This window comes from Pseudocolwellia sp. G5-9 (genome assembly GCF_055808995.1).
This window is the reverse complement of sequence record NZ_CM147893.1, coordinates 1022274-1046206: the sequence shown is the minus strand read 5'-3', so window position 1 is coordinate 1046206 and position 23933 is coordinate 1022274. Positions and strand designations below refer to the sequence as shown.

Sequence of the window (23933 nt, the reverse complement as noted above, 5' to 3'; positions counted from 1 at the left end):
GTTTATCAGGCATATAACAAGCAATTCAACGGGACTTTTACAGCTGGCTGTGCTCGTTCCTCGCAATTATAGCCAGCAATAAAAGCCCATTAATTGGGCGTTAGCATTACATGGATGGTCTTGTGAAAATTTTAAATGTTTTATTATTCAGCATAGTTTCTTCTTTTGTTCATTCTCAAGAGCACTTATATCCAGAAACATCTATTTATGCACGAATGCAGGTAACACATAATTATCATTTATTTGTCACAAAAGCATTTGAAGCCGCATATGCTAACGATGTAATTTTAAAAGTAATTACGATTCCATCTTTTGATTCAGAGTCAGCCTTATTTATTAAAAAAATAGAAAATCAATATTCTCTAATACTTTTAGAAGCAGAAATACATTATTGGCAAATTTACAGTAACAATGTTCCTGTTAACCCGATAGAAAAGTGTAACATTTCAATCCCAAATCAATTAGCAATCCAATTAGAAAAAATTTGGGTATCCGAGTTATTAAAAACTAAGTATTCGTCGAATAACCGTTTAGGTATGGATGGTACTACTTATCACTTTTCTACCCCTAGAAAACATGATAATTCAATATTCTTGGCACCGATGGCAGGTAAAACATGGAGTCCTGATCAGGGCACGCGTATGGGCGAGTTAGTCAATTTAATACATGAGCTTAAACAAACGTGTATTGCCAATGGAAATACAAATAAAGTTAAACAAGTTGTCGATAAACTTGTGGTAAAGTAATGCTAACAAGCTGTTCAAGCGGGACAAATAACAGTTGGCTGGTTCCGCTCCGCTTCACATTTTAGCCAACTACAATTTGCCCCTTAACAGGGCGTTAGTTGCCATTATATGAATCTAGCTCGGAGATATATCAAGTTTTTAGATGATGCTCATTTTGTTTTAACTGAGTTAATAATCATCTTGCCTGCATGTATAGTTGCTGTGCTATTTTTTCCTGATACCGAGTACAATTTTAAGCTGATAGCAAGTGGCGTAATATGTAGTGTTATTACCAGTATTCACCTTTGTTTAGGGTTTTACTCTCTGACAATAAAACAATATTGGAGTTTTCTTAATTTAATGTGTTTACCCGTTGTTTCAATAATTTTAATGTTTATTCTTGCAAACAAGTAAACGGCAACTAACAAGTAACTAAAGCGGGACAAATAAAGCTTGGCTTTTGTCACTGCGTTCCAAATTATAGCCAAGCATTAATTTGCCCCTTAGTTGGGCGTTATATGCAATTCATGAAGTAGGGTGCTTTAGCTAATAATTTGGTTATTAACTTTTACTTTTGTAAACGCTGCTACGGGTTTCGCTATTATAGCTTTGCAATAGCCACTAATAAGCTTTGCCTTGTTAAAGAGACTTTTGTGGCAAAGCTATTATTTCGTTCTGGCTTTTGTGGGTAGCTCAATTTATAGTGTGGTTATTACTACCGCCTTTTTCTAGTTGCTTGTGTATTTATGTTTAGGTTTATCAGGCATATAACAAGAAATTCAACGGGACTTTTACAGCTGGCTGTGCTCGTTCCTCGCAATTTTAGCCAGCAATAAAAGCCCATTAATTGGGCGTTATATGCAATTCATGAAGCAGGGTGCTTAGCTAACAATTTGGTTATCAACCTTACTTTTGTAAACGCTGCTACGAGTTTCGCTATTGTAGTTTTTCACTAGTCACTAATAAGCTTTGCCTATTTAAAAAACTTTTGTTGGCAAAGCTATTATTTCGTTCTGGTATTTGTGGGTAGCTCAATTTATAGTGCGTTTATTACTATCGGTTTTTACTAGTTGCTTGTGTATTTATGTTTAGGTTTATCAGGCATATAACAAGCAATTCAACGGGACTTTTACAGCTGGCTGTGCTCGTCCCTCGCAAATTTTAGCCAGCAATAAAAGCCCATTAATTGGGCGTTATATGCACTCAAATAGTATTGTTTGTTTAGCTAAAAATATTGTTATCAATCTTACTTTTGTAAGTGTTGCTATGAGTTTCGCTATTGTCGTTTTTCACTAGTCACTAATAAGCTTTGTTGTTTTTATTACTGCGTAATGTAACAAAGCTATTATTTCGTTCTGGTATTTGTGGGTAGCTCAATTTATAGTGCATTTATTACTACCGTCTTTTACTTTGAACTTCAGTAATTAAGTTAAAGTTTATCAGGCATATAACAAGCAATTGAACGGGACTTTTACAGCTGGCTGTGCTCGTTCCTCGCAAATTTTAGCCAGCAATAAAAGCCCATTAATTGGGCGTTATGCGTTTAGGAGAGTATGGTGAATTCAGCAAAAAAAGTTGTATTTTTATTTTTTATTCTCTTTACGCCATTATGCCAAGCAGCGGATTCTTTAGTTGACACATTTATTACTAAAACAGGTTTTTTGATCGATTGTAAAAAAACTATAAATGGAGATTGGCACAATTATTCATGCCCTCATGAATCAGGGTTAGACACTTTGATTCAAATGGGTGAAGCTGATATTAGTTACTCAGAAAATTTAAATTTTCAAACACTCATAGATTCTGATGCCAGATATATTCACAAAAATTTTGTAGTAAATGACTGGGAAGTTTTTCTTTCAAAAAATTCTGACAACGGTTATTCGTTAATCTCAATTTGTAATCCTTTCAACTGTTTAAGAATACTTGGAGAGTATAAAAACCTTTTCCAAAAAATTATTAATCAGCTTAAAAAAACGCATAACAAGTCGTTAAAGCAGGACAAATAACAGTTGGCTTTTGCTCCTGCGTCGCTTATTTTAGCCAACTTATTATTTGCCTCTTAACGAGGCGTTAGCCAGTTCGAGAGTATCGATGAAAGTTTTAACTATTCTATTTCTTTTTACCTTTCTCAGCTTTGACCTTTTAGCATGTTCAATTTCAGGGTATAGAGCATTTACGCCATCGCAAGAAGAATGGCAGCAACACGCAGGACCTGCTCAAAGTGATCCTTCTTCTCTTGGGGAATATTGGGAATCTGTTCCAACCCCACAAGTTAAGGTTCTTAGAATTGTTCGTGCTACTGAAAGTAGAGGTAGTTCATGTGGGGATGCTGGATTAATTGAATTTGAAATTACTTTACCTCCTAAATCTACCTATAAAATTGATGAGTTTGGTCTTTACTTTAAGTTGATTAAAGGCGATACACCTGATCTAATATTTCCAGACACACCTGTTAAAGGTCGGATTTTAAGTGACCGTAAAGCGATATTATTATTTCCTTGGTTAGATGCACCGCCTTCAAAACAGTACCAACTTGATTTAACCGTAGATGTGTTTTTTATATCAAAGGGTTTAAATATAGGGCAATCTACAACTGTTAATGTTACAGAGTAAAACTGGCTAACAAGGCGTTCAAACGGACAAAAAACAGTTGGCTGTTTCACTCCGTTCACAATTTTAGCCAACAATTTTTTGCCGCTTAACGTGGCGTTAGTTTTATAAATTAAGTCTGGTGATCATGAAAGTATTAAGTACCTTTGAAGAAGTAAGAGAAGTTGTAGGCGAACCAAATCCTGTAGCGAGTAAGAAAATTTATTCTTTCCTGAATGATAGGATGACTAATTTTGTTTCTTTGTCTCCAATCATGATGCTTTCAACGGTGGATAGTGATGGTTTTCCTACAATTTCTCCAAAAGGTGATGAAGCTGGCTTTGTAAAAGTTCTAGATAATAATACGTTATTAATTCCTGAGTTACGTGGTAATAAATTAGCTTTCTCATTATCAAATATTGTTCAACAAAACAAAGTAGCTTTAATTTTCTTAGTTCCGGGAACCGTCGAGTCTTTAAGAGTTCATGGGACTTGTCGATTGTTAAAAGGTAATGAAATCTGTAAGTCTTTAGCATCTAAGTCACACCAAGCTTTACTTGTGATGGAAGTTAAAGTAACCAACGCATATTTTCATTGTGGTAAGGCATTTCTCAGAAGTAAAATTTGGCAGCCAGATAGTTGGTCAGAAAAATTAAAAATATCGTTCGGTCAAGAGATTGCTGCTAATCTTGGAGAAAACTCAGAGTTTATAGAAACGCTAGATGCGGGTGTCAAAGAACGCTACGTCACCGACTTATAAAACTAACAAGGCGTTTAAACGGACAAACAACAGCTGGCTGTTGTTCGTGCCTCACACATTTTAGCCAGCTTTTATTTGCCGCTTAACGTGGCGTTAGGTGCAAAACATGGATTTGTTAATTATCGCGATAGTTGTACTTATAATAATTAATATTTATGTTTCTTTTAGGCTTTTAAATTGTGACTCTCTTGAGGTGTTTCAAAAAGTGGCGCAAGCAATCGTAATTTGGTTAATCCCAATAATTGGTGCAATAATAATTTATTCTTTTGTATCAAGTTACGATAAGCCTAATCCACCAAGAAATCCAAATGATGGCCAAGGTAATGATAGTATGCCCGGCGGAGTTCAGTGATAATCTGCACCTAACAAGTCATTTCAGCAGGACAAAAAACAGCTGGTTTTTGCTCGTGCCTCGCTTATTTTAACCAGCTATTTTATTGCCTCTGAATGAGGCGTTAGGTGTTAAGGGAATATATATGCAGTGTGAAGATTGTGGTGAAAAACTCAAAAAGAAAACCAAAAAGGTTAAATCAAGCATTGTAGGTCTAGCATCTATTTTAGAGTTAATAGCTGTGGTATTTGGCGGCTTAGCTTTAGCTTACCCACCAGCTTTGCCATATAAACCAATTTTACTTCCACTAGCCATTATTCTTGCTTTAGTTGGTCATTTTCTAATGTATAAGAAAGTGAAATTCATGTGGTGTAAAAGTTGTAAAACTGAGAGTGTAATTAACACCTAACAAGAAATTAAACAAGGACAAAAAACAGTTGGCTTTTTGTTCACTACGTTCACTTATTTTAGCCAACCATTTTTTGCCTGTTAATTGGGCGTTAGCTGCTTAGTCGCACATCAGAGGTCAGCATGAATATTAAATTTAGCGATGTTTTAGATCTATTTGAACTCGTCAATTTTGGTTCACCATTGGATCATGAAGGGTACATTTGTAAAGAATCAGGCAAAACATATTTTTATTCAGAGTTTGGTGATAATGAAGAGGAATTACCAGATGATATTAATGATGAAAAATATTTGGCTATCCCTCATAAAAATGAATTGAACCTTGGTAATAATCTCGCTTTCGATTTTACTCTAGAATACTTACCAACAGAATATGAAAAAGTACGTTCAATCTTTAATCGTAAAGGTGCTTATGCAAGGTTCAAATCTTTACTAGAGAGCGCTGATAAAATTGAAGAATGGTATGAATTTGAAGCAAAGCGCACTGAAGAAGCATTACGAGAATGGTGTACAGAACAAGGTATTATATAATCAGCAGCTAACAAGCTGTTAAACAAGGACAAAAAACAGTTGGTTTTGCTCCTTCGTCGCTAATTTTAACCAACTATTTTTTGCCTGTTAACAGGGCGTTATATGCACTCAAATAGTATGGTTGGTTTAGCTAAAAATATTGTTATCAAACGTACTTTTGTAAACGCTACTACGAGTATCGCTATTGTAGTTTTCCAATAGTCACTAATAAGCTTTGTTGTTTTTATTACTACGTAATGTAACAAAGCTATTATTTCGTTCTGGCATTTGTGGGTAGCTCAATTTATAGTGTGGTTATTACTACCGTCTTTTACTAGTTGCTTGTGTATTTATGTTTAGGTTTATCAGGCATATAACAAGCAATTCAACGGGACTTTTACAGCTGGCTGTGCTCGTTCCTCGCAAATTTTAGCCAGCAATAAAAGCCCATTAATTGGGCGTTATGTACAAATTGTGTAAATCTAACTATGGAGAGTAATATGGATATAAATTTAACAACGGGTTCAGTAGCTTTTTTATTTGGGATTTTGAGTGCTAAATGGGCAATGGAATTAGGTTATTCACAATTCACCCAGATAATTATTTTCTGTTTAGGTTTAATAGCTGGACCGCTAGTATTATTTTTCTTATACATTCGTCTTTTATATCAACGTAAAGAAAATAATCAATCAGGTACTAAGTTTTTTGGCCATCAAGAAAAAGAAGTTAATCAAAGCAGTAATTGTACATAACAAGCAATTCAACGGGACTTTTACAGCTGGCTGTGCTCGTTCCTCGCAAATTTTAGCCAGCAATAAAAGCCCATTAATTGGGCGTTATATGCAATTCATGTAGTAGGGGGCTTTAGCTAATAATTTGGTTATTAACTTTTACTTTTGTAAACGCTGCTACGGGTTTCGCTATTATAGCTTTGCAATAGCCACTAATAAGCTTTGCCTTGTTAAAGAGACTTTTGTGGCAAAGCTATTATTTCGTACTGGCATTTGTGGGTAGCTCAATTTATAGTGCGTTTATTACTATCGTCTTTTACTTCTGGCTTTTGTATTTTAGTTCAGGTTTATTAGGCATATAACAAGCAATTCAACGGGACTTTTACAGCTGGCTGTGCTCGTCCCTCGCAATTTTAGCCAGCAATAAAAGCCCATTAATTGGGCGTTATATGCACTCAAATCGTATTGTTGCTTTAGCTAAAAATATTGTTATCAAAAGTACTTTTGTAAACGCTGCTACGGGTTTCGCTATTATGGTTTTTCAATAGTCACTAATAAGCTTTGTTGTTTTTATTACTGCGTAATGTAACAAAGCTATTATTTCTTTCTGGTATTTGTGGGTAGCTCTATTTATAGTGCGTTTATTACTACCGTTTTTTACTTCTAACTTTTGTATTTAAGTTCAGTTTTATCAGGCATATAACAAGCAATTCAACGGGACTTTTACAGCTGGCTGTGCTCGTTCCTCGCAAATTTAGCCAGCAATAAAAGCCCATTAATTGGGCGTTAACTGCCAAGGATAGTTATGTATAACCTGATAATTGGGTACATTGGCCCTAAAGATCCAAGTAACGAGATTATTGTGGCTGCTTCTCGTTTCCTTGAATATACAGATTCAGAAACTCAAATGCGTTATAGAACGCTTACTCCTGAAACAGTAAGAGAAATTAAAAATTTCCCTGCACTCGTTATGCATGAACATTGCGAAGACGGTGCATTTGTAGCCAAAATAATCAATATTACCAACCACGGAAGGGATTATAAGCTCACCTTTCAACGAGATGATTCTATTGGAATAATTGATAACCAAAATGTCGTAAGACTTGCGTTAGAGCTGGGGATTACTGACTTTGAATTTTCCCGCACTCATTGGGCGATTAAAAATACCGATTTACATCGGATTCTTGCAGAAAATCAGGTAAAACCTTTAGTCCCTGAGCAAGGGTTCATAGAGCAGAACAAGCCTGCTGTAGCAGGTAGCAATTTTAACAAAGAGCAGATTTTTATAGTTCATGGCCATGATGAGCATGCTAAAAACGATGTTAAAGCATATGTTGAATCAAAAGGTTTAGAGCCAATAATTCTGCATATGCAGGCAAGCGGCGGAAGAACGATCATCGAAAAGATTGATCACTACAGTAACGTAGGATTTGGTATTGTTCTCTATACAGAGTGTGATGTGGGAGCTAAAAGAGACTCTTTGAACTACAAGTGGAGAGCGAGACAAAATGTCGTATTTGAACATGGTTATCTAATCGCTAAACTCACGCGTTCGCGAGTTGCAGCGTTGGTTAAAGGCACTGTTGAAACTCCTAATGATATTAGTGGTGTTATCTATGTTGCAATGGATGCTGTAGGCAATTGGAAAGAAGAGTTAGATGAAGAACTAAAGGCTGCTGGTTACGATGTAAATGGCAGTTAACAAGCTGTTTAACAAGGACAAAATACAGTTGGCTTTTTGCTCCTTCGTCGCTTAATTTTAGCCAACTATATTTTGCCCATTAACAGGGCGTTAGCTTGAAAGGAACGCATAGTGAAAGTATTTATCTTCGCAGTTATATTTTTTATAGCAGGGTGCAGTACGACAAATCAAAAAGATAAGGTAGTTAAAAAACAATATGAGGGGCTTACTATGAAGCAATATTCTAGTAACCTAAAAGTTAATAGGTATTGTGCTAAATATGCTGTAGATGTTATGGAAACCTACCTGGCGGCTAAGCACGGTTTAACAAAAAATCTTGTTAGTCTTGGGCCGTTCATGACTTGGGAAACAGTCAAAGAATTAGAGGATTTAGCAAAAGCTAAAGAAAATATCGATTTGGTTCAGGGGTATTATTTCGGGCGTTGCATGCGAAATCACCATGATATAGAAACTCCTAGTTATTTGGAGTTAAAACCTCTGTATAATCAATGTTTAACAAATGAAAATATTATTATGGCTTGTGCTAGTACTGTTACTGTTAAATTTTCAAGCTAACAAGTTGCTTAAACGGACACAAACAGCTGGCTGTGCTCGTTCCTCGCAATTATAGCCAGCCATTTTTAGCCGCTTAGCAAAGCGTTAGGGCTCTGACTTGTACACACTCAGTCATGGTAATACATAGAAAAATAAAGGGCGTAAATTAATGATGAAGGTCAGCTTTTTTGATCGGAGAGTTATTGAAAACTTTCTAAAGATTACCGCTATTATAAGTACAACTTTATCATTGCTTGTAATTTTCGTTGACATACCAAAAGAGTGTAAAAACTTATACGGCGGGGGGTTCTTGGTATCCCTAGTGCTGATCTATCTTGGAATATGGTTGTGGTCTAACAAACTCACTAAGATCAACGTCAAAATCGAAGAAAGTGATGTAACAATAAAAGTAGGCGACATTTTCCAAGAGCCTGATTTTAAAGTTATCGCTTTCAATGAATACTTTGATACGCAAGTGGATAATAAAGTAATTTCTGAAATATCCCTGAATGGGACTTTTATTCAAACATATCTTGATATTACTGTCGCAGAATTAGATGAGCACATAGCCGCTTATGAATTTGATCAAGATGAGCTTGTAGGCACTAATGAAGATAGAAAGCAGGGAAAAAAGCAACGCTATCAACTTGGTTCTATTTGTATATACAAGAATTATCTACTGACAGCCTTAACTAAGTTTGATGATTCGAATAAGGCTTTAATTACAATGCCAGAGTATTTAGAGTTTTTGATTAATTTCTGGGACAAAGTAAATAGGGTCTATGCACAAAAAAATGTAGCAACCCCCATATTTGGCTCAGGTATAACACGAATTCAGGGTCACAAAAATATAAGTGATGAAGACTTGCTTAAAATTATGCTTTGGACTTTTAGGATTAGTGAGATGCGGTTTAAATACCCAGCTAGACTTACGATTATTATCCACAAGGACAAGATTGATAAAATTAATCTCTTAGATATAAAGTCAGCTAGAAACGGTATTTGAATTTTCGGAAGGAAACCTTGTGAGGTGAGATAAAATTTATATGAAATATATTGGAGCTAAAGATGGCTTATCGTAACGGAACATATGTTGCCTTCCATGCTGGCGGAACTACAGATCCAACGAAGTCAGACATAAAGTATTACAACACTATGAAAATGTGGGATGCTAGCAAGAATATTGATTTCAACCTCTGTAATAGCCATGAAAAAACAGGGGCGGTAAGGGATTCCTCTCAAAAAGAAACCTTAAGAAGAAGCTTAGTCACAAGACTTAAGAATTCTAAGCAGTTTCTCTTGATACTGACAAAAACAACTAAAAATGATACAGATTGGGTTCCTTTCGAAATAGCATACGCTGTAGACAATTGTGAATTACCCTTAATACTGGCGTATCCCGATTTTAATTCAATTATGGCTCCAGCAGAATTATATGATTATTGGCCTCCAGCACTAAAATCCCGAATCGAAAATGGGTCGGCAAGAGCTATTCATATTCCTTTTAAAAAAGCCCCTGTTCTGGATGCTTTGAGTCAATTTAATATAAATAACAAAAATTATCCTACAAATGGGTATGGTTTCTACACTCGTGAGGCCCATCAAGAATGGGGCTTGGTATAGCCCTAACAAGCGCATATTGTCGGACTTGTTTTCCGCTGCGCTCCAAACCAGCCGCAAATGCGAGCGTTAGAGTACTCATGAGATTAGCATTCTATATATCTATATTATTACTAATTAGCTCCTGTTCAAAGCACGAGAAGTTATTAGATTTTAGTGGGGAATTTAAGTTTTCAACTGATGTAGCACATTTCATGTATGTTCAAACGATACCAAAAATTATTAATGGCGAAACATGTGACTACCCAGTAAAAGAATACGAAGTAATTAAGACCTTTAAAGGTGAACTAAAGCAAGGTGAATTAATTAGGGTTTTAGCTACTGGTAATGAAGCTAAGGGCGATGAAAGTATTTTACTGCTTTACCGAGAGAGTATTGAAGATTATAGGGTACCTAATAAATGCGTTATTGATAGAGTTCAAAACTATAAATCTGTAATGCTGTCATATGTTATTAAGGAGGTATCTGCCTCTAACAAGAGTGTTATTTTCTTTGAGATGCCAGATTCTGAAACTAGAGGCCCAGACATATTAATTGGCTTACGTGATGTATATAGTAAGCTAGAAGAGTTTGGTGAAAAGTACTCTAACAAGTAAATCAACAAGGACACGTAACAGTTGGCTACGTTTCGCTTCGCTACACAATTTTAGCCAACCATTACTTAGCCTGTTATTTGGGCGTTAGCTTTACAAGGAAGATATGAGTTATTTTCAGGTTTTGTTAGAAGGTGAGAACTTTTTTGTAGAGTTCGAAGGCAAAGAAGAACTACTTGGCTTTGTTACGACTCGATGGGTCAAAGCAAGCGATGAAAAACAAGCAGAGTTAAAGGCCGTAGAACTAATCAAGAATGACACCCACATTCAAAATATACTTAGGACATCAGAAAGCGAATTACCTTCTCCAATGATCTATTTAAGTGACATGTGCAAAGTTAATTGGTTTACTTATATTAGGCGAAATCCTGGTTCAGGTTACTCGTTTTATCCAATGGAGCAAGAGTAAAGCTAACAAGCAAATTAACAGGACTAAAAACAGTGGGCTCATCGCTTCGCTCAAATTTAGCCCACAATTTTTAGCCCGTTATTTGGGCGTTAGAGTTCTATGCAAATGTCGAAACTATGGAAGGCTCGTTTATTACTTATTATTTTGGGTTTATCTAGTCTTTATATGGCAGATCGAGATTCAACGGATGGTGAAGCTACCAGAGTAGGTATGAACTTGAAAGAATCTGAAAACCCAACATTGTTTAAAATTGAGTTACTTAAGAAGTATGGTGGTGGTATTTTTCTTATCTGTGTCGGACTATTTATGCGAGAGAAAAAGAAGCCTGATAAAGAGGAGTAGATGAACTCTAACAAGGCGTTCAAACGGACAAAAAACAGTTGGCTGTTTCACTCCGTTCACAATTTTAACCAACATTTTTTTGCCGCTTAACGTGGCGTTATATTTCAAGGAGTATTAAATGAGCAATGGTTCATCCATAGAAGCGTGGTTATTCATATTAATTATCATTGCTTCCATAATTGGAGTTTTTGTTGTCGGTGCGATCGCTGTAAAACTTTATAGAAAGTTTCGACCATTTGAAGAAGAAGTTTCCGATGGATTTAGTATTTCCGTTTCTCATAAAGCTCAACAAGATGGTTTCTTTAAAATATTACTCATTGGTTTAGTCTTATGTTCTCCGGCTTTATATTACGTATATTCCGCAATGTGATTTGAAATATAACAAGCAAATCAACAGGACTAAAAACAGCGGGCTCTTCGCTTCGCTCAAGTTTAGCCCACAATTTTTAGCCCCTTATTTGGGCGTTATAAGCCACAAGGATAGTATGAAGATTGTTTTAAAGTTTATAGGATTAATTTGGGCTGTTTCATTTTTTTCATTTTTCATCCTTTCTTTCTATTCAGGCTCTGGTGGTGAAATACCTCCCATTGCCCAAAAGTATGTAATCAATTTTCAGGGCTTATTAGAGTCTTTTTTAACTTCCCAGTGGTTTTTTATTGTCTTTGTAGCAGGTTGGTTTGGAGTCTCTTATTCGTTAGGAAAAGAAAGTGGATGGCAAAAATTAGCGAAAAAATATGGAAGTAATAAAGACGAAAATCCAGATGAAAATTTCCAAACCGGAAATGGGTATATCGGAAAAACAAGGCATAATGGTATTTTAAAGGTTTCTGCAAATAACAAAGGACTTTATTTAAGGGTACTTTTCCCTTTCAAGTTTGGTCATAAAAACTTGTTTATTCCTTGGGGAGACATTGCAGCTATTACATAGGAAAGTGGATCGTTTTCTAAAAAAACACCTAGTTTTCTTAAGCGTATGGGTAAATTAATTTCTGGCACTGAGTACTTAAATATTAAATTGCACCAGTTTCCAGAGCAGCGATTAACTATTCAAAGCTCTGAACAACTACTTGGTTTTATACCAAAAAACATTAAGAAATAGGTGTGGAGTAAGTGGCTTATAACAAATCATTAAAGCAGGACAAAAAACAGTTGGCTTTTGCTCCTTCGTCGCTAATTTTAGCCAACAATTTTTTGCCTCTTAATGAGGCGTTAGGCACTTAGTGTAGCTTACAATTGTTCATACGAAATCGAAATATTTAAAATTAAAAAAAAGTTTATTATGCCATTAAACGTAACAGTCAAAACGGAAGTGATTAAAAACACCGAGAAATACGAAGTCCGCATTCCTCACTTATATCTTGATACTAGGGGGGCGTAACCGTAGGAATTGGCCATTTAATTCCAAATAAGGCGGCTATGGCTACCGTAACAATGTATAAAAAAGACGCCAATAATGTGCTTGTGGTGGCCTCGCTGGCAGAGAAGCAAGCGGAGTATGATGCAGTTAAAAAGCAACCTTTCAGCTTTGTCGTAATGCAAACTCTTATAAGGCGCATACGACCTTGGCAATGAAAGATCACGATATTGTGGCGCAAAAAGCAAAACATATCTTAACGTACTATACAGAACTGACAAAGTATTACACCACGGCAAACGGCTTTGCCAAAAACTTTGATGTGATGCCTCACGCGGTGCAAAAAGCCTTATTTGATATGGTCTTTAATTTGGGTATCACAAAGTTGCGAACGCAATACGTAAAGATGAATAATTCAATTAAAAGTGAAAACTGGTCTGCGGCGGCTGCCGAGAGTAAACGTATCGGTATAGCTCCGAATCGAAATACCTATGTTGAGAACCTGTTTCGTTCTGTTCAAAAACTGCCAAAAAAACCTTAGAGGTCGTTATGAAGTCTCCATTAATTAGCCCTTACAGGGTATACCTAAGTATTGTTTTTTGCTTGCTGAGTGCTTGTGCTTCGCATAATCAAACATCTACGCCTCCAGTGGATACTGAAGTTGCATGGTTAAACCCTTTGATGCTTGGCGAGAGAGTCAAAACCGACGGTTACTTATCAGATATTCAATTCACTATTGAATTTACAGGGCAGGATGAAAAGCCCTTTACCGTAAAAGAGTGCTCTTTGGTGCTTCACAGTGGTGAGGGTGCGGTGGTTGAGCGAGAATATCACCGTTGGCAGTGGCTTAAAGATAACTGTATTGCGGCCAATAAGTTTTTTGATGCACCAAAATCCGCCAAGAGTTATTGGCCTAAAGTGTTTGATTTTGATTTGATCAAACGCTTTCCTGCCACAGCCATCCCCTATTTAGGCGGCCAAGGTTTAGATGGGCGCGCGGGAACACTGTCGGCCTATGATGCAAGTCTGACTCTTGTGGAAGCACTGGATGAAAACCGTGTTTCGGTAGAAGTAGATAATTTGGATGTGCATTACGTGCAAGTAGCGCGTGCAGACTTTAATCGAGATGGCATTCAAGATGTTTTTATGCGTATGGATTGGTATGTGAAAGATGCATTTGGTAAGGGAACGGATTGGGTGGTATTAACGAAACTATCTCCCGATGCAGCCCCGATGATGCTTTGGCGAAAATAATAATAGACATATGATGCATGCGGCGTGCCTAACAAACAACTGCAAGCGACACATTTTATTACGCCGTTTTTGTGTATATGTCGCAAGCTCCAATTATTACACAAAAACCCTACATAAAATGCGCGCCTGAGTTGGGCGTTATATGCACTCAAATAGTATGGTTGGTTTAGCTAAAAATATTGTTATCAAACGTACTTTTGTAAACGCTACTACGAGTATCGCTATTGTAGTTTTCCAATAGTCACTAATAAGCTTTGCCTTGTTAAAGAGACTTTTGTGGCAAAGCTATTATTTCGTTCTGGTATTTGTGGGTAGCTCAATTTATAGTGTGGTTATTACTACCGTCTTTTACTTTGAACTTGTGTATTTATGTTTAGGTTTATCAGGCATATAACAAGCAATTCAACGGGACTTTTACAGCTGGCTGTGCTCCTGCGTCGCGATTTTAGCCAACAATTATTTGCCTCTGAATGAGGCGTTATATAGCATAGGAAGTTTAGCTAATGTTTCCTTATTTTTTAATTACCCTTTTGCTACCTCAAATTATATTTAGATTTTTATATCCAAATAAAAATTATGCAAAGTTAACTTTTGGGCAGCAATTCAGAATCAACTCAACTTTAATAACAATATCTTTTGCTCTTATGTTTATAGTTAATATTACCATTACAAAGTATTTTCCAGAACATGAGCTTATTAATAATAAAGTATGGTGTTGCATGCTATTACTCTACATTTTCGGAGCTTCAATTTTTAATGCTATAAGCAAATACGTCGACAGCTTTGATAATCAAAAGTAAATGCTATATAACAAGAACATCAAACGGAAAAATTACAGTTGGCTTTTTCCGCTGCGCTTCAAATTTTAGCCAACTTTAATTTTCCGCTTATGTAAGCGTTATGTACAAATTGTGTAAATCTAACTATGGAGAGTAATATGGATATAAATTTAACAACGGGTTCGGTAGCTTTTTTATTTGGGATTTTGAGTGCTAAATGGGCAATGGAATTAGGTTATTCACAATTCACCCAGATAATTATTTTTTGTTTAGGCTTAATAGCTGGACCGCTAGTATTATTTTTCTTATACATTCGTCTTTTATATCAGCGTAAAGAAAATAATCAATCAGGTACTAAGTTTTTTGGCTATCAAGAAAAAGAAGTTAATCAAAGCAGTAATTGTACATAACAATTCAACGGGACTTTTACAGCAGGCTGTGCTCGTTCCTCGCAAATTTTAGCCAGCAATAAAAGCCCATTAATTGGGCGTTATGTCACCAAATTAAATATGGAGAAATAATCTAATGCCAGTAATAAAATTAGAATGTTATTGTGGGAAGGTTAGAGGAAAAACTCAAAATTTAAATAAAAATTCCGGTACAAGAATTATGTGTTGCTGCGATGACTGTCAATCGTTTGCTCAACATTTAAATCAAGAAAATATATTAGATCAATACGGTGGTACGGACATATTTCAAATGCCGATTTCTAATATAAAAATTACAGAAGGAATTGAACAAGTTTCGTGTATTATACCATTCCATCTTAAGTTTTTCCCACCTTAATCCAATCTCTACTACACATTTTCATGACCCGCTTTGCATCACTCACAAATGAGTTCCATGCATCAGAGCAAGCATCGAGGATGTCATCATAGCCTTGAAAGCACCTATTCGCTAAATGATGTTGGCGCAACCAACTCCAAACTTGCTCTATTGGATTCAACTCGGGTGAATACGGTGGTAACTTAATGATCGTTACGTTGTTAAATTTATCAGCAAGGTAAGCTTGGTGCCATGCAGCACCATCGACAACGATCACCGCATGTCGTCCTTCTTGAGTTTTTTGAGAAATTAAAGCCAAATGTTGTTCCATTACATCCATGTTCATTACTGGAGAAATCAGTGCCTCAGTTGCGCCTGTTGATGGGCAAACAGCACCAAAAAGGTAAGCGTATTCAAACTGTTGTTGCCTAACGGCTCTCGGTCTTGTTCCTTTCTCTGCCCAGAGCCTTGTCGTTGTATTTTGCTGTCCAAAACGTGCTTCGTCTTGGAACCACACATCTATCTCTTTAAGCCTCACATTCCATGGGAGCGTGCGGATCATTTCACTTTCGAATTTTTTTTAAAATCTTCTTGTACTTCATCAGACTGTTTTGGGTGTCGTGAGCGACTTGTTATCCAGCTAAATCCCATTGATTTTAATAACTTATAAATGGCGTTGGGATGATAATCAACATCAAAATTAGCGTTGATATATAGTCGGATACACTCACCCGTTAGTCGTCCACCCATATCGGATTGGCATTGAGCCTTTATATATTGACTCAATATTTCTTTATCTTGCTCTGTAAGATAGCTAGGTCGCCCTGTAGGTTTTTTACTCTCAAGACCAAGTAAACCTTTGCTGATGTAGTTCGCAACCCAATCATTAACAATTCTTCTACTTATATTAAGTGTTCTAGCAACTTCTGATCTATTCTTACCCGATTTAAAGTGTGAAACGGCTAGCAAGCGTAGCCTCATTCGATGATCTTTTACTTTGTTGGAGAGTATTTTTAATTCTTGTGAGCTATGAGTGTTCAATGTGATTTATTATGAGTAAATAAATGACATTAGATCATATAATTAGACTAATTGGTATTAGACTAATTCCTAAAGGTATGTATCGTTGGTATACAAAATGTTGCAATACTCCAATAGGTAATTCAATGGGGGCAGGAGTTCCTTTCATTGGAATTATTCATAGTTTCATGGACAATGCTTCTACCCGAGATGAAGAGTTAGGGAAAAATAGAGGTCACATTCAAATAAAATTTGCTAAGAAAGAAGTCCCCACTGATCTAAAAGGCTCATCTTTTAAGATTATTCTTAGAAGCCTTTCCAAGCTTGTTGTTTGGAAAATAAAAGGACTTAATAAACCTTCTGTATTTTTCGATGATAACGGAAAGCCTATTGTTGAACCAAACATTCTAAATTAAGAATGTTTGGTGGCGTTGCAAGTGACATAACAAGGCGTTCAAACGGACAAAAACAGTTGGCTGTTTCCCTCCGTTCACAATTTTAGCCAACAATTTTTTGCCGCTTAACGTGGCGTTATGTGTCATCAGGTCGTGATATGGATCGAATAGAGTTAGGTAATGTAGGTGAAAGCCTAGCTGAAGAGTTAGAAGCTCATTCAAACAAATACCATGTTAAATCAGACAAGCATGAAATACTTGCTTGGGAAGCGGTGGGAGTAAGAGGAATGGCACAGCAGCTTTTAGATTTAGTAAAATGTACCTATGAACTTGAAAGTTCCGCATTGTTTAGCTCTTGGGGGGAAAGTTTAGTTTTCGAAGAGTTCGAGCTAAGTGAGAAAGTTAAATTGTTTCGGAAAAAGTATGCCGAGTTCAAAAACACATAACAAGGCTATGCACCGAAACATCTAGGCTACGTTTTGCAATTTATGCACTACGCTGCCGCTTCGTTAACATAAATTACAACTACGCCTAGCTGTCCGGTGATAGCGGCGTTATATGCACTCAAATAGTATGGTTTGTTTAGCTAAAAATGTTTTTATCAAAGGTGCTTTTGTAAACGCTGCTACGAGTTTCGCTATTATAGTTTTTCAATGACCACTAATAAGCTTTGTTGTTTTTATTACTTCGTAATGTAACAAAGCTATTATTTCGTTCTGGCATTTGTGGGTAGCTCAATTTATAGTGCGTTTATGACTACCGTCTTTTACTTCTAACTTTTGTATTTAAGTTCAGTTTTATCAGGCATATAACAAGCAATTCAACGGGACTTTTACAGCTGGCTGTGCTCGTTCCTCGCAATTTCAGCCAGCAATAAAAGCCCATTAATTGGGCGTTATATGCAATCAGCCGAGTATCGATGCAAATTAATCTGAAAAACAAATTTAACCCTAAGATCTTATTCGGTATTACGATATTTTTATTCCTTTTACCATATGTGATTTTTGATTATTCTTTAAATGATATTGGTTCAATTTTTGCCCTAGCTAAATTAACTATCTTTTTAGTTTTTGGTTTATATTTTTTATACCTTTTTATTTGTTACACCTTTGTATATGTTCGTATGAAAATTCGAAATAATCGTTCTAAAAAAAATGAAACTATCCGTAAAGAAGAGGCCAAAGCTAAAGAAGAAAAATATAGGCAATGGTATAAGGAAACATATGATGATTGAGTGTACGCAATTGCATATAACAAGAACATTAAACGGAAAAATTACAGTTGGCTGTTTTTCGTACCTCAAACATTTTAGCCAACAATTTTAAGCCTCTGAATGAGGCGTTATGTTTCTATACTAATCTGTCAATCGCAACTTTATAGACTTTTCCTTTATCACGTTTTCCAACAGAAATTACAGTCACAGTAACTACAGAGTCATTCACCTCATAAACTAACCTGTAGCCAGCTTGCCTAAGTTTTATTTTGTAAAGCTCATTGCCCCCAGATAGTTTTGCGCTATCAATGTGCGGATTTTCTAAAATATCTACTAGCTTTTTCTTAAATTGAGTTTGAATTGTAGCGCCAAGCTTTTTCCATTCTTGTAATGCTGACTTTTTAAATTCTAACTCATAACTCATTTAAGCTAACCTTCACGCTAGCTTCATTTTTGCGCTGCTCAGCAATTGCTAATAACTCTAGGTCTTCCATGTGATCCATCATAAATTCATACGTATCTGCTGGTATACAATAAAAAGCAGGTTCATTTCTATTTAAAACAGCAATTGCTTCACCATGAGCGCTTAAAGCAACCTTCATTGGATTAGCTTTTAATTCGCTTATACTTGCAGCAGCTTCAGTTAATATTCTAGTTGTCATACTATCACCAGTACTTTAAAGTGGTCGTTAATTAGGTTTAGTATAAACCAAGAAACATAACAAGTCACTTAAAAGGACAAATAACAGTTGGTTTTTTCTCCTGCGTCGCTTATTTTAACCAACTATTTTTAGCCTCTTAATGAGGCGTTATATGCAATTCATGTAGTAGGGTGCTTTAGCTAATAATTCGGTTATTAACTTTTACTTTTGTAAACGCTGCTACGGGTTTCGCTATTGTACTTATTCACTAGTCACTAATAAGCTTTGCCTATTTAAAAGACTTTTGTTGACAAAGCTATTATTTCGTACTGGCATTTGTGGGTAGCTCAATTTATAGTGCGTTTATGACTACCGGTTTTTACTAGTTGCTTATGTATTTATGTTCAGGTTTATCAGGCATATAACAATTTAACGGGACTTTTACAGCTGGCTGTGCTCGTTCCTCAAAATTTTAGCTTAACAGGGCGTTAGGGCACTATGGGAAAGTTTGAGTATGCTAATCATGGGTTAAAATTTAATTTACCTGAAAAATGGCAAGTTGTAGATGACGATATAGAAGAGCCAATTCGAGCCGTAACGATAGAATGCGATGAAAGCGGCTCATGCTGGAGTGATATTTATCAAGCACATCAGGCACCTGAAATAAGTCAGTATATCAATAAGCAGGTTCAACATTTCGTTAATGAGTTGCCAGACGGGTATGAGGTTGATGGAGAAATTAAAACGGAAAGATTAAATATCAAACATTCTCATAATGAATATCAGGGATTTTTACTCATGTTTAATGTCTCTATCCCTAGTGGCGAAAGTATCGGTTATGAAAATATGTATTTTAAATTAAACACTGGTGAAAAAGTTAGTATGTTGAGTAGCCAATATACCGAAGATGAGCGAAGTCCAATATTAGATGGCATCAAAATTATACTCGAAAGCTACTCTTCAGTGTAATCCGTGCCCTAACAAGTCACTGCAAAGGACTAAAAATAGCTGGTTATTGCTCGTGCCTCGCTATTTTAGCCAACAATTTTTAGCCTCTGTTTGAGGCGTTATATTACTAATTAAGTTTGGAGTTTATTTCTAATATGGAAGTTAAAGTTTTTACTAAAACATTAAAGCCTAAGCAAAGATTTTGGCCCGGATCTGTAACACTCAGTAATGGTGGCCTTGAATCTGAAATTAATCTTTGGCTTGCGGCTAATCCCGATATAGAAATAACAAAGATTACTCAATCACAAAGTGGTGGTTCATGGATCCCTGCGACAATTGTGGTTACAGTTTGGTATTAAAAGTAATATACAAGCAATTTAACGGGACTTTTACAGCTGGCTGTGCTCGTTCCTCGCAATTTTAGCCAGCAATAAAAGCCCATTAATTGGGCGTTATTTCTCTATCGTAATTTCAACCAAAGGAGTGAATCGAAATGTTTTCACAAAAGGAAAAAAAAGACTTACAAAATATTATCCAATCAAATAAACATGAAGTTTATGTTGTTTCATTTGAAGAAATGGATGCAATAATTAAGTCTTCGCCAAAAGGTAATAATCAAAATGTTCAAGTGGCGTGGGAAAAAATTAAAGGGAAAGTAGGTGCAGGGGTGAGTTATTATGCATCTGCCGATGATGTTGTAACAATGACTAAGCTTGTTGGTGATCTAGGTGGCGTTGGTGCAAGAGCATATATAAAGAATTACAGTGGTAAACCTCATATAATACTTAAAGGCCATCCAGGCTTACGGACTATACTGACTGGAACCAAGTATGGAATAAAAAACCCGAAAGTAGTCTCTATTGGTTTAGGAAAGACGGGGGCAATATCGGCAGCAAAGCAAGGCGGGATTCTAACGGTAATTCTCTTGTCAACTTATCGAGTTGTGGATTATTTCCTGACAGATCAAGCCACACTTACTCAGCTTATTGGTACTCTAGCTACTGATATCGTAAAAGTTGGCATAGCTACAGCTGCGTCAATAGGAGCTGCAGCTATTGCTGGAGGCTTGACTCTTGCAATCGGACCAATTTTAGCTGTGGTTGTCGTAGGTGTTGGTATGTCAATGCTTCTCGAGTACGCTGATAAGAGCTTGGGGATCACTAAACGAGTTATCGCTGGGCTAGATGAATTAGAGAGTAATGCCAAAAATTACATAGCTCAACAGAAGAGAAATGCGGTAAACGCAATGGCTAAATCTGCAAATAAAATCATTGACCATACCATCAAGTCCGCGCAAAGAATTGCTATCAATTGGGTTAGGAGTGCTTTGAGGGAATATATATCACCTTCAAGGAAAATATGGTAATGGAAGATAGAGAAAAACCATCCTTATCTACTCGCATTATTGGTGCGTTACTTTTCATTACAGGCTCTTGTGCTGCATTATTTTGGTTTTTTTATCGAGTAGTAATTCTATTAAGTACTTCACAGTCAGAAGTCGTAGTATTTGATAAAGGCTCCTTTTATATGCTGGGTGTTGGTGTTGGCATGTCTGTTCTCGCTTTCGCGGCTGTTCAAGAAGGTTGGGTTGGGAAAGTATTATCAAAGAAACAGGCTGCTATTTTAACGAGGATTGCGATTGTTAGTCTTGCTTTAATCTTTATTACCCCCAACCTCTTTCACTATATTTCAGAGGCTTACTTTTCAAGTGAAGGTTACTCTGTATGTGAAGAGGCATCGAGCCAATGGTTATTTGTTCGGGATATTGTCTATATCCAAGACACAATAGAATGTAGCGCTAAACTAAATGAGAAATAACAAGGCGCTCAAACGGAAAAATTACAGTTGGCTTTTTGTTCGTGCCTCACTTATTTTAGCCAACTTTAATTTTCCGCTTATGTAAGCGTTAGTTACTACTATGAATCGAACTCATTTAGCACTTGTATTCACATTAGGGATATTCTTTTTACCAATCATTTTTTTAATTTGGGATGAAAATGTTGATCCACCTTTTATTTCAAATTCAATATATGACTTTTTGGTATACAAAATAATTCCTATCTTGGCTGGCATATTCAGTCTTATCTTTTTAGCTTTCTCGTATAGGAAATATAAGAGGTGTCGCTACTATCAACAACAAATGAAACATCATTTTGAGAACCAAGGTAAATTTCGCTTAACGTTAGGTATGATTTTTTTACCTGTTTTAGTATATGGTTGGATTTGGGCTGCTATCGGTGCTCCAATCAAATTATGGGCTTATTATTCTGTGAATGAGTATTGGTCACAGGAGTATCATTTAAGTAAGGTTGAGAGTTGTGGTAGTGACTATGAATATGAATGTACTCGCCTTACGCTTTTAGACTTGGCAAGCAATAATAAACATTCTATTAGGTGGTATTATGATAAATCATCGTTGATGAAAGTTAGAGGTAAAAATATAAATGTTATCGGTGAACAAGGATATTTCGGTTATATTATCAATGGACTGGAGTGGTAACTGCAAGCCTCCAAAGGACTAAAAAAGCTACCAGTTGCTTGTACCTCAAACATTTTGGCCAACAATTTTTAGTCTCTGAATGAGAGGTTAGGTTTTTGTTGAAGTTGTGTGTAAACTCATGTGATTTAATCTATTTGAGCTATCTATGAATGAAAAAGAATATGTAAGCGTTAGTAATTGCCCTTTATGTAACAAGCCTAACAACTGTGGCAATTTATTAAAGAGTAATAAACCGTGTTGGTGTATGGATGAGATAATTGATTTTCCTGAGAGCCTATTAAATCAAGTTGTAGATATAGCTAAAAATAAAACCTGTATTTGTAAATCTTGTGCACTAAAGCATAAACAAGATCTTTAGTAGGTTAACCATGCAAGCAGTTCAACGATATTTTTCTAGTTGACTGTTTTGTTCCTCGCAGTTTTAGCCAGCAATAAAGCCCATTAATTGGGCGTTAGCTTCCCTTGTAGATCTGTGCAGTATTCCAGCTTAGGTATTTATGAATAAAAAATATAAAATTCGTATAGATCGGGTAATTCAATATATTGAAAGCAATTTGTCTAACAAAATTTCATTGGCTGAAGTGGCAAACGTAAGTCATTTTTCGGCATATCACTTTCACCGAATTTTTACAGGTATAGTTGGTGAGACTGTTAATGATTACATTGTTAGGAGAAGGCTAGAACGAGCAGTCAATTTATTGATATTTAAAACTGAGTTATCCATTACTCAGGTAGCTTTAGATAATGGCTTTTCATCTAGTGCTAATTTTTCAAAAGCAGTAAAGCTTCATTTTGGATTTAGTCCGTCAGAAATACGAAATCCAAATAAAGTTAAAGATAGCAAGATTGGAAAAATATCTAGCAAGTATGGAAAAGATTTTAATCCCTCTGATTTGTATCCTACTCTCTTCACAAATGAAGTGATGAAAAAAAACAACTTAAAGGATACAAATATGAATATTGAAGTAAGAGATCTTGAACGCCAACGTATATGCACTTTGGCTTCAGAACGCGGTTATGAACCTGACGCTATATATCAGGCATGGGATAAGCTTATAGATTGGGTTATCAGTAATGGAATAAAACACGAAGAACAAGAACGCTTTGCTTTTGCTTTTGATAACCCAACAGTTACGCCAGTCGATAAATGTCGCTATACAGCTTCGGTAGTGATTGGTGAAAATGTACAAGTGAAATTACCATTTTCAGAATCTGAGATACCGAAAGGTAAGTACGCAGTACTCTATTTTAAGGGGACCCCAGAGGAAACAATTAAGGCTCAATTAAGTATCTATTCTGATTGGTTACCTGATAGCGGATTTGAGCCAGATAATTTTCCAATGTTAGAGCATTATCTGAATGATGCGAGAGTTGATGGTTATGTTGAAATGGAAATTCTCGTTAAACTAAAGGGAATTTAATTCGTCCGAAGGAATTGATTTAACCCCCTATCTTTAAACAGGAGCGCTTTCAGCTAGTCGTTGCGTTTATTTATAGGGGATGAAATATCGTAATGCTTCACACACCCAATATAAAATTGACCCCCATTTTGTTTGGGTAACGAAGTATCGTTATCGAGTACTGGTAGGTGATGTAGAGCTTAGAGTCAGAGAACTGACCACAACTTCTTATGGTATTGCACAAATGTATGTACATTTTTCAGCGATGACGACTGCATCACGATGCTTACCTTTTTGCATAATGAATTGAGCGTACGTAATAAATCCCCCTAATGAAACGAATATTAAATGAATATTAAACGAATATTAAATGAATATTAAATGAATATTATTATTTGTTAAGATA

The 23933-nt window shown here is 36.0% G+C and carries 34 protein-coding genes and 1 pseudogene; 32 read left to right on the top strand and 3 right to left on the bottom strand.

The window, feature by feature from the left end:
• Positions 1 to 122 precede the first annotated feature (122 nt).
• The 21 genes from AC0L5Q_RS04530 (at position 123) to AC0L5Q_RS04430 (ending at position 15431) form a co-directional block, all read left to right on the top strand.
• A complete protein-coding gene (locus AC0L5Q_RS04530) occupies positions 123 to 746 on the top strand; it encodes a hypothetical protein (protein WP_473614145.1) in 624 nt (207 codons plus the stop codon).
• A gap of 1532 nt (positions 747 to 2278) precedes the next feature.
• The gene (locus AC0L5Q_RS04525; protein ID WP_473614743.1) at positions 2279 to 2734 is read left to right on the top strand and encodes a hypothetical protein; all 456 of its coding nucleotides are present in this window, start codon (positions 2279 to 2281) and stop codon (positions 2732 to 2734) included.
• An 85-nt stretch (positions 2735 to 2819) separates the two neighbouring features.
• Positions 2820 to 3341: a hypothetical protein gene (locus AC0L5Q_RS04520; RefSeq protein WP_473614741.1), complete on the top strand. Its 522-nt coding sequence runs from the start codon at positions 2820 to 2822 to the stop codon at positions 3339 to 3341.
• A gap of 124 nt (positions 3342 to 3465) precedes the next feature.
• Positions 3466 to 4077, top strand: coding sequence for an MSMEG_1061 family FMN-dependent PPOX-type flavoprotein (locus AC0L5Q_RS04515; protein ID WP_473614738.1), 612 nt, complete (start codon positions 3466 to 3468; stop codon positions 4075 to 4077).
• 106 nt (positions 4078 to 4183) lie between these two features.
• Positions 4184 to 4429 (top strand): hypothetical protein, encoded by a 246-nt coding sequence (locus AC0L5Q_RS04510; RefSeq protein ID WP_473614735.1) that lies wholly within the window; start codon positions 4184 to 4186, stop codon positions 4427 to 4429.
• Between the two features lie 124 nt (positions 4430 to 4553).
• Positions 4554 to 4817, top strand: coding sequence for a hypothetical protein (locus AC0L5Q_RS04505; protein WP_473614732.1), 264 nt, complete (start codon positions 4554 to 4556; stop codon positions 4815 to 4817).
• 122 nt (positions 4818 to 4939) lie between these two features.
• Complete coding sequence (locus AC0L5Q_RS04500; protein WP_473614729.1) at positions 4940 to 5347, top strand: UPF0158 family protein; 408 nt, start codon at positions 4940 to 4942, stop codon at positions 5345 to 5347.
• A gap of 479 nt (positions 5348 to 5826) precedes the next feature.
• Complete coding sequence (locus tag AC0L5Q_RS04495; protein ID WP_473614144.1) at positions 5827 to 6078, top strand: hypothetical protein; 252 nt, start codon at positions 5827 to 5829, stop codon at positions 6076 to 6078.
• Between the two features lie 784 nt (positions 6079 to 6862).
• Positions 6863 to 7759 (top strand): TIR domain-containing protein, encoded by an 897-nt coding sequence (locus AC0L5Q_RS04490; protein ID WP_473614726.1) that lies wholly within the window; start codon positions 6863 to 6865, stop codon positions 7757 to 7759.
• A gap of 111 nt (positions 7760 to 7870) precedes the next feature.
• The gene (locus AC0L5Q_RS04485) at positions 7871 to 8314 is read left to right on the top strand and encodes a hypothetical protein (RefSeq protein WP_473614722.1); all 444 of its coding nucleotides are present in this window, start codon (positions 7871 to 7873) and stop codon (positions 8312 to 8314) included.
• Between the two features lie 148 nt (positions 8315 to 8462).
• The gene (locus AC0L5Q_RS04480) at positions 8463 to 9299 is read left to right on the top strand and encodes a macro domain-containing protein (protein WP_473614718.1); all 837 of its coding nucleotides are present in this window, start codon (positions 8463 to 8465) and stop codon (positions 9297 to 9299) included.
• Between the two features lie 62 nt (positions 9300 to 9361).
• Positions 9362 to 9916: a TIR domain-containing protein gene (locus AC0L5Q_RS04475; RefSeq protein WP_473614715.1), complete on the top strand. Its 555-nt coding sequence runs from the start codon at positions 9362 to 9364 to the stop codon at positions 9914 to 9916.
• A gap of 191 nt (positions 9917 to 10107) precedes the next feature.
• Entirely contained in the window at positions 10108 to 10509 is a 402-nt protein-coding gene (locus tag AC0L5Q_RS04470; RefSeq protein ID WP_473614712.1) for a hypothetical protein, read from the top strand.
• A 103-nt stretch (positions 10510 to 10612) separates the two neighbouring features.
• Positions 10613 to 10915 (top strand): hypothetical protein, encoded by a 303-nt coding sequence (locus tag AC0L5Q_RS04465; RefSeq protein ID WP_473614709.1) that lies wholly within the window; start codon positions 10613 to 10615, stop codon positions 10913 to 10915.
• Between the two features lie 105 nt (positions 10916 to 11020).
• A complete protein-coding gene (locus AC0L5Q_RS04460) occupies positions 11021 to 11257 on the top strand; it encodes a hypothetical protein (RefSeq protein WP_473614704.1) in 237 nt (78 codons plus the stop codon).
• Positions 11258 to 11375: 118 nt separating this feature from the next.
• Positions 11376 to 11627: a hypothetical protein gene (locus tag AC0L5Q_RS04455; protein ID WP_473614700.1), complete on the top strand. Its 252-nt coding sequence runs from the start codon at positions 11376 to 11378 to the stop codon at positions 11625 to 11627.
• 115 nt (positions 11628 to 11742) lie between these two features.
• Complete coding sequence (locus AC0L5Q_RS04450) at positions 11743 to 12186, top strand: hypothetical protein (RefSeq protein WP_473614696.1); 444 nt, start codon at positions 11743 to 11745, stop codon at positions 12184 to 12186.
• Between the two features lie 634 nt (positions 12187 to 12820).
• Positions 12821 to 13153 carry a lysozyme family protein gene (locus AC0L5Q_RS04445; protein WP_473614693.1) on the top strand — a complete coding sequence of 111 codons (333 nt, stop codon included), beginning with the start codon at positions 12821 to 12823 and terminating at the stop codon, positions 13151 to 13153.
• Positions 13154 to 13161: 8 nt separating this feature from the next.
• Positions 13162 to 13866: a hypothetical protein gene (locus AC0L5Q_RS04440; RefSeq protein WP_473614689.1), complete on the top strand. Its 705-nt coding sequence runs from the start codon at positions 13162 to 13164 to the stop codon at positions 13864 to 13866.
• Positions 13867 to 14803: 937 nt separating this feature from the next.
• A complete protein-coding gene (locus AC0L5Q_RS04435) occupies positions 14804 to 15055 on the top strand; it encodes a hypothetical protein (RefSeq protein ID WP_473614119.1) in 252 nt (83 codons plus the stop codon).
• A 115-nt stretch (positions 15056 to 15170) separates the two neighbouring features.
• Positions 15171 to 15431 (top strand): DUF6151 family protein, encoded by a 261-nt coding sequence (locus tag AC0L5Q_RS04430; protein ID WP_473614686.1) that lies wholly within the window; start codon positions 15171 to 15173, stop codon positions 15429 to 15431.
• On the opposite strand, the gene AC0L5Q_RS04425 is transcribed toward AC0L5Q_RS04430, so the two are convergent.
• A protein-coding gene (locus AC0L5Q_RS04425; RefSeq protein ID WP_473618254.1) for an IS630 family transposase occupies positions 15412 to 16391 on the bottom strand; the annotation gives its coding sequence in 2 pieces (ribosomal slippage) (positions 15412 to 15990 and positions 15993 to 16391; 978 coding nt in all). The two genes, AC0L5Q_RS04430 and AC0L5Q_RS04425, sit on opposite strands and share 20 nt — an antisense overlap.
• 83 nt (positions 16392 to 16474) lie before the next feature.
• Between AC0L5Q_RS04425 and AC0L5Q_RS04420 the strand changes: the two genes are divergently transcribed.
• From AC0L5Q_RS04420 to AC0L5Q_RS04410, 3 genes are all read left to right on the top strand, one after another.
• The gene (locus AC0L5Q_RS04420) at positions 16475 to 16846 is read left to right on the top strand and encodes a DUF6151 family protein (protein WP_473614683.1); all 372 of its coding nucleotides are present in this window, start codon (positions 16475 to 16477) and stop codon (positions 16844 to 16846) included.
• Positions 16847 to 16965: 119 nt separating this feature from the next.
• Positions 16966 to 17271, top strand: coding sequence for a hypothetical protein (locus AC0L5Q_RS04415; protein WP_473614680.1), 306 nt, complete (start codon positions 16966 to 16968; stop codon positions 17269 to 17271).
• A 473-nt stretch (positions 17272 to 17744) separates the two neighbouring features.
• The gene (locus AC0L5Q_RS04410; protein ID WP_473614677.1) at positions 17745 to 18059 is read left to right on the top strand and encodes a hypothetical protein; all 315 of its coding nucleotides are present in this window, start codon (positions 17745 to 17747) and stop codon (positions 18057 to 18059) included.
• A 115-nt stretch (positions 18060 to 18174) separates the two neighbouring features.
• Here the strand turns inward: AC0L5Q_RS04410 and AC0L5Q_RS04405 are convergent, their stop codons facing one another.
• On the bottom strand, positions 18175 to 18462 hold the full coding sequence (locus AC0L5Q_RS04405; RefSeq protein WP_473614675.1) for a type II toxin-antitoxin system RelE family toxin: 288 nt from the start codon (positions 18460 to 18462) through the stop codon (positions 18175 to 18177).
• The gene (locus tag AC0L5Q_RS04400; protein ID WP_473614672.1) at positions 18452 to 18700 is read right to left on the bottom strand and encodes a type II toxin-antitoxin system Phd/YefM family antitoxin; all 249 of its coding nucleotides are present in this window, start codon (positions 18698 to 18700) and stop codon (positions 18452 to 18454) included. Before AC0L5Q_RS04400 ends, AC0L5Q_RS04405 begins: the two co-directional genes overlap by 11 nt.
• 477 nt (positions 18701 to 19177) lie before the next feature.
• Here AC0L5Q_RS04400 and AC0L5Q_RS04395 point away from each other — a divergent pair, with 477 nt between their 5' ends.
• From AC0L5Q_RS04395 to AC0L5Q_RS04360, 8 genes and pseudogenes are all read left to right on the top strand, one after another.
• Positions 19178 to 19648 (top strand): hypothetical protein, encoded by a 471-nt coding sequence (locus AC0L5Q_RS04395; RefSeq protein ID WP_473614669.1) that lies wholly within the window; start codon positions 19178 to 19180, stop codon positions 19646 to 19648.
• Positions 19649 to 19782: 134 nt separating this feature from the next.
• Positions 19783 to 19986, top strand: coding sequence for a hypothetical protein (locus AC0L5Q_RS04390; RefSeq protein WP_473614666.1), 204 nt, complete (start codon positions 19783 to 19785; stop codon positions 19984 to 19986).
• A gap of 134 nt (positions 19987 to 20120) precedes the next feature.
• Positions 20121 to 20993, top strand: a complete 873-nt coding sequence (locus AC0L5Q_RS04385; RefSeq protein ID WP_473614663.1) for a hypothetical protein — start codon at positions 20121 to 20123, stop codon at positions 20991 to 20993.
• Positions 20993 to 21445, top strand: coding sequence for a hypothetical protein (locus tag AC0L5Q_RS04380; protein WP_473614660.1), 453 nt, complete (start codon positions 20993 to 20995; stop codon positions 21443 to 21445). Before AC0L5Q_RS04385 ends, AC0L5Q_RS04380 begins: the two co-directional genes overlap by 1 nt.
• Before the next feature lie 100 nt (positions 21446 to 21545).
• Positions 21546 to 22127 carry a hypothetical protein gene (locus AC0L5Q_RS04375; RefSeq protein ID WP_473614656.1) on the top strand — a complete coding sequence of 194 codons (582 nt, stop codon included), beginning with the start codon at positions 21546 to 21548 and terminating at the stop codon, positions 22125 to 22127.
• A gap of 145 nt (positions 22128 to 22272) precedes the next feature.
• Positions 22273 to 22485: a cysteine-rich CWC family protein gene (locus AC0L5Q_RS04370; RefSeq protein WP_473614653.1), complete on the top strand. Its 213-nt coding sequence runs from the start codon at positions 22273 to 22275 to the stop codon at positions 22483 to 22485.
• Between the two features lie 139 nt (positions 22486 to 22624).
• Positions 22625 to 23548 (top strand): AraC family transcriptional regulator, encoded by a 924-nt coding sequence (locus AC0L5Q_RS04365; RefSeq protein ID WP_473614650.1) that lies wholly within the window; start codon positions 22625 to 22627, stop codon positions 23546 to 23548.
• A 79-nt stretch (positions 23549 to 23627) separates the two neighbouring features.
• Positions 23628 to 23762 (top strand): annotated as a pseudogene (locus AC0L5Q_RS04360) (transposase); the annotation flags it as partial.
• Positions 23763 to 23933: the final 171 nt, after the last annotated feature.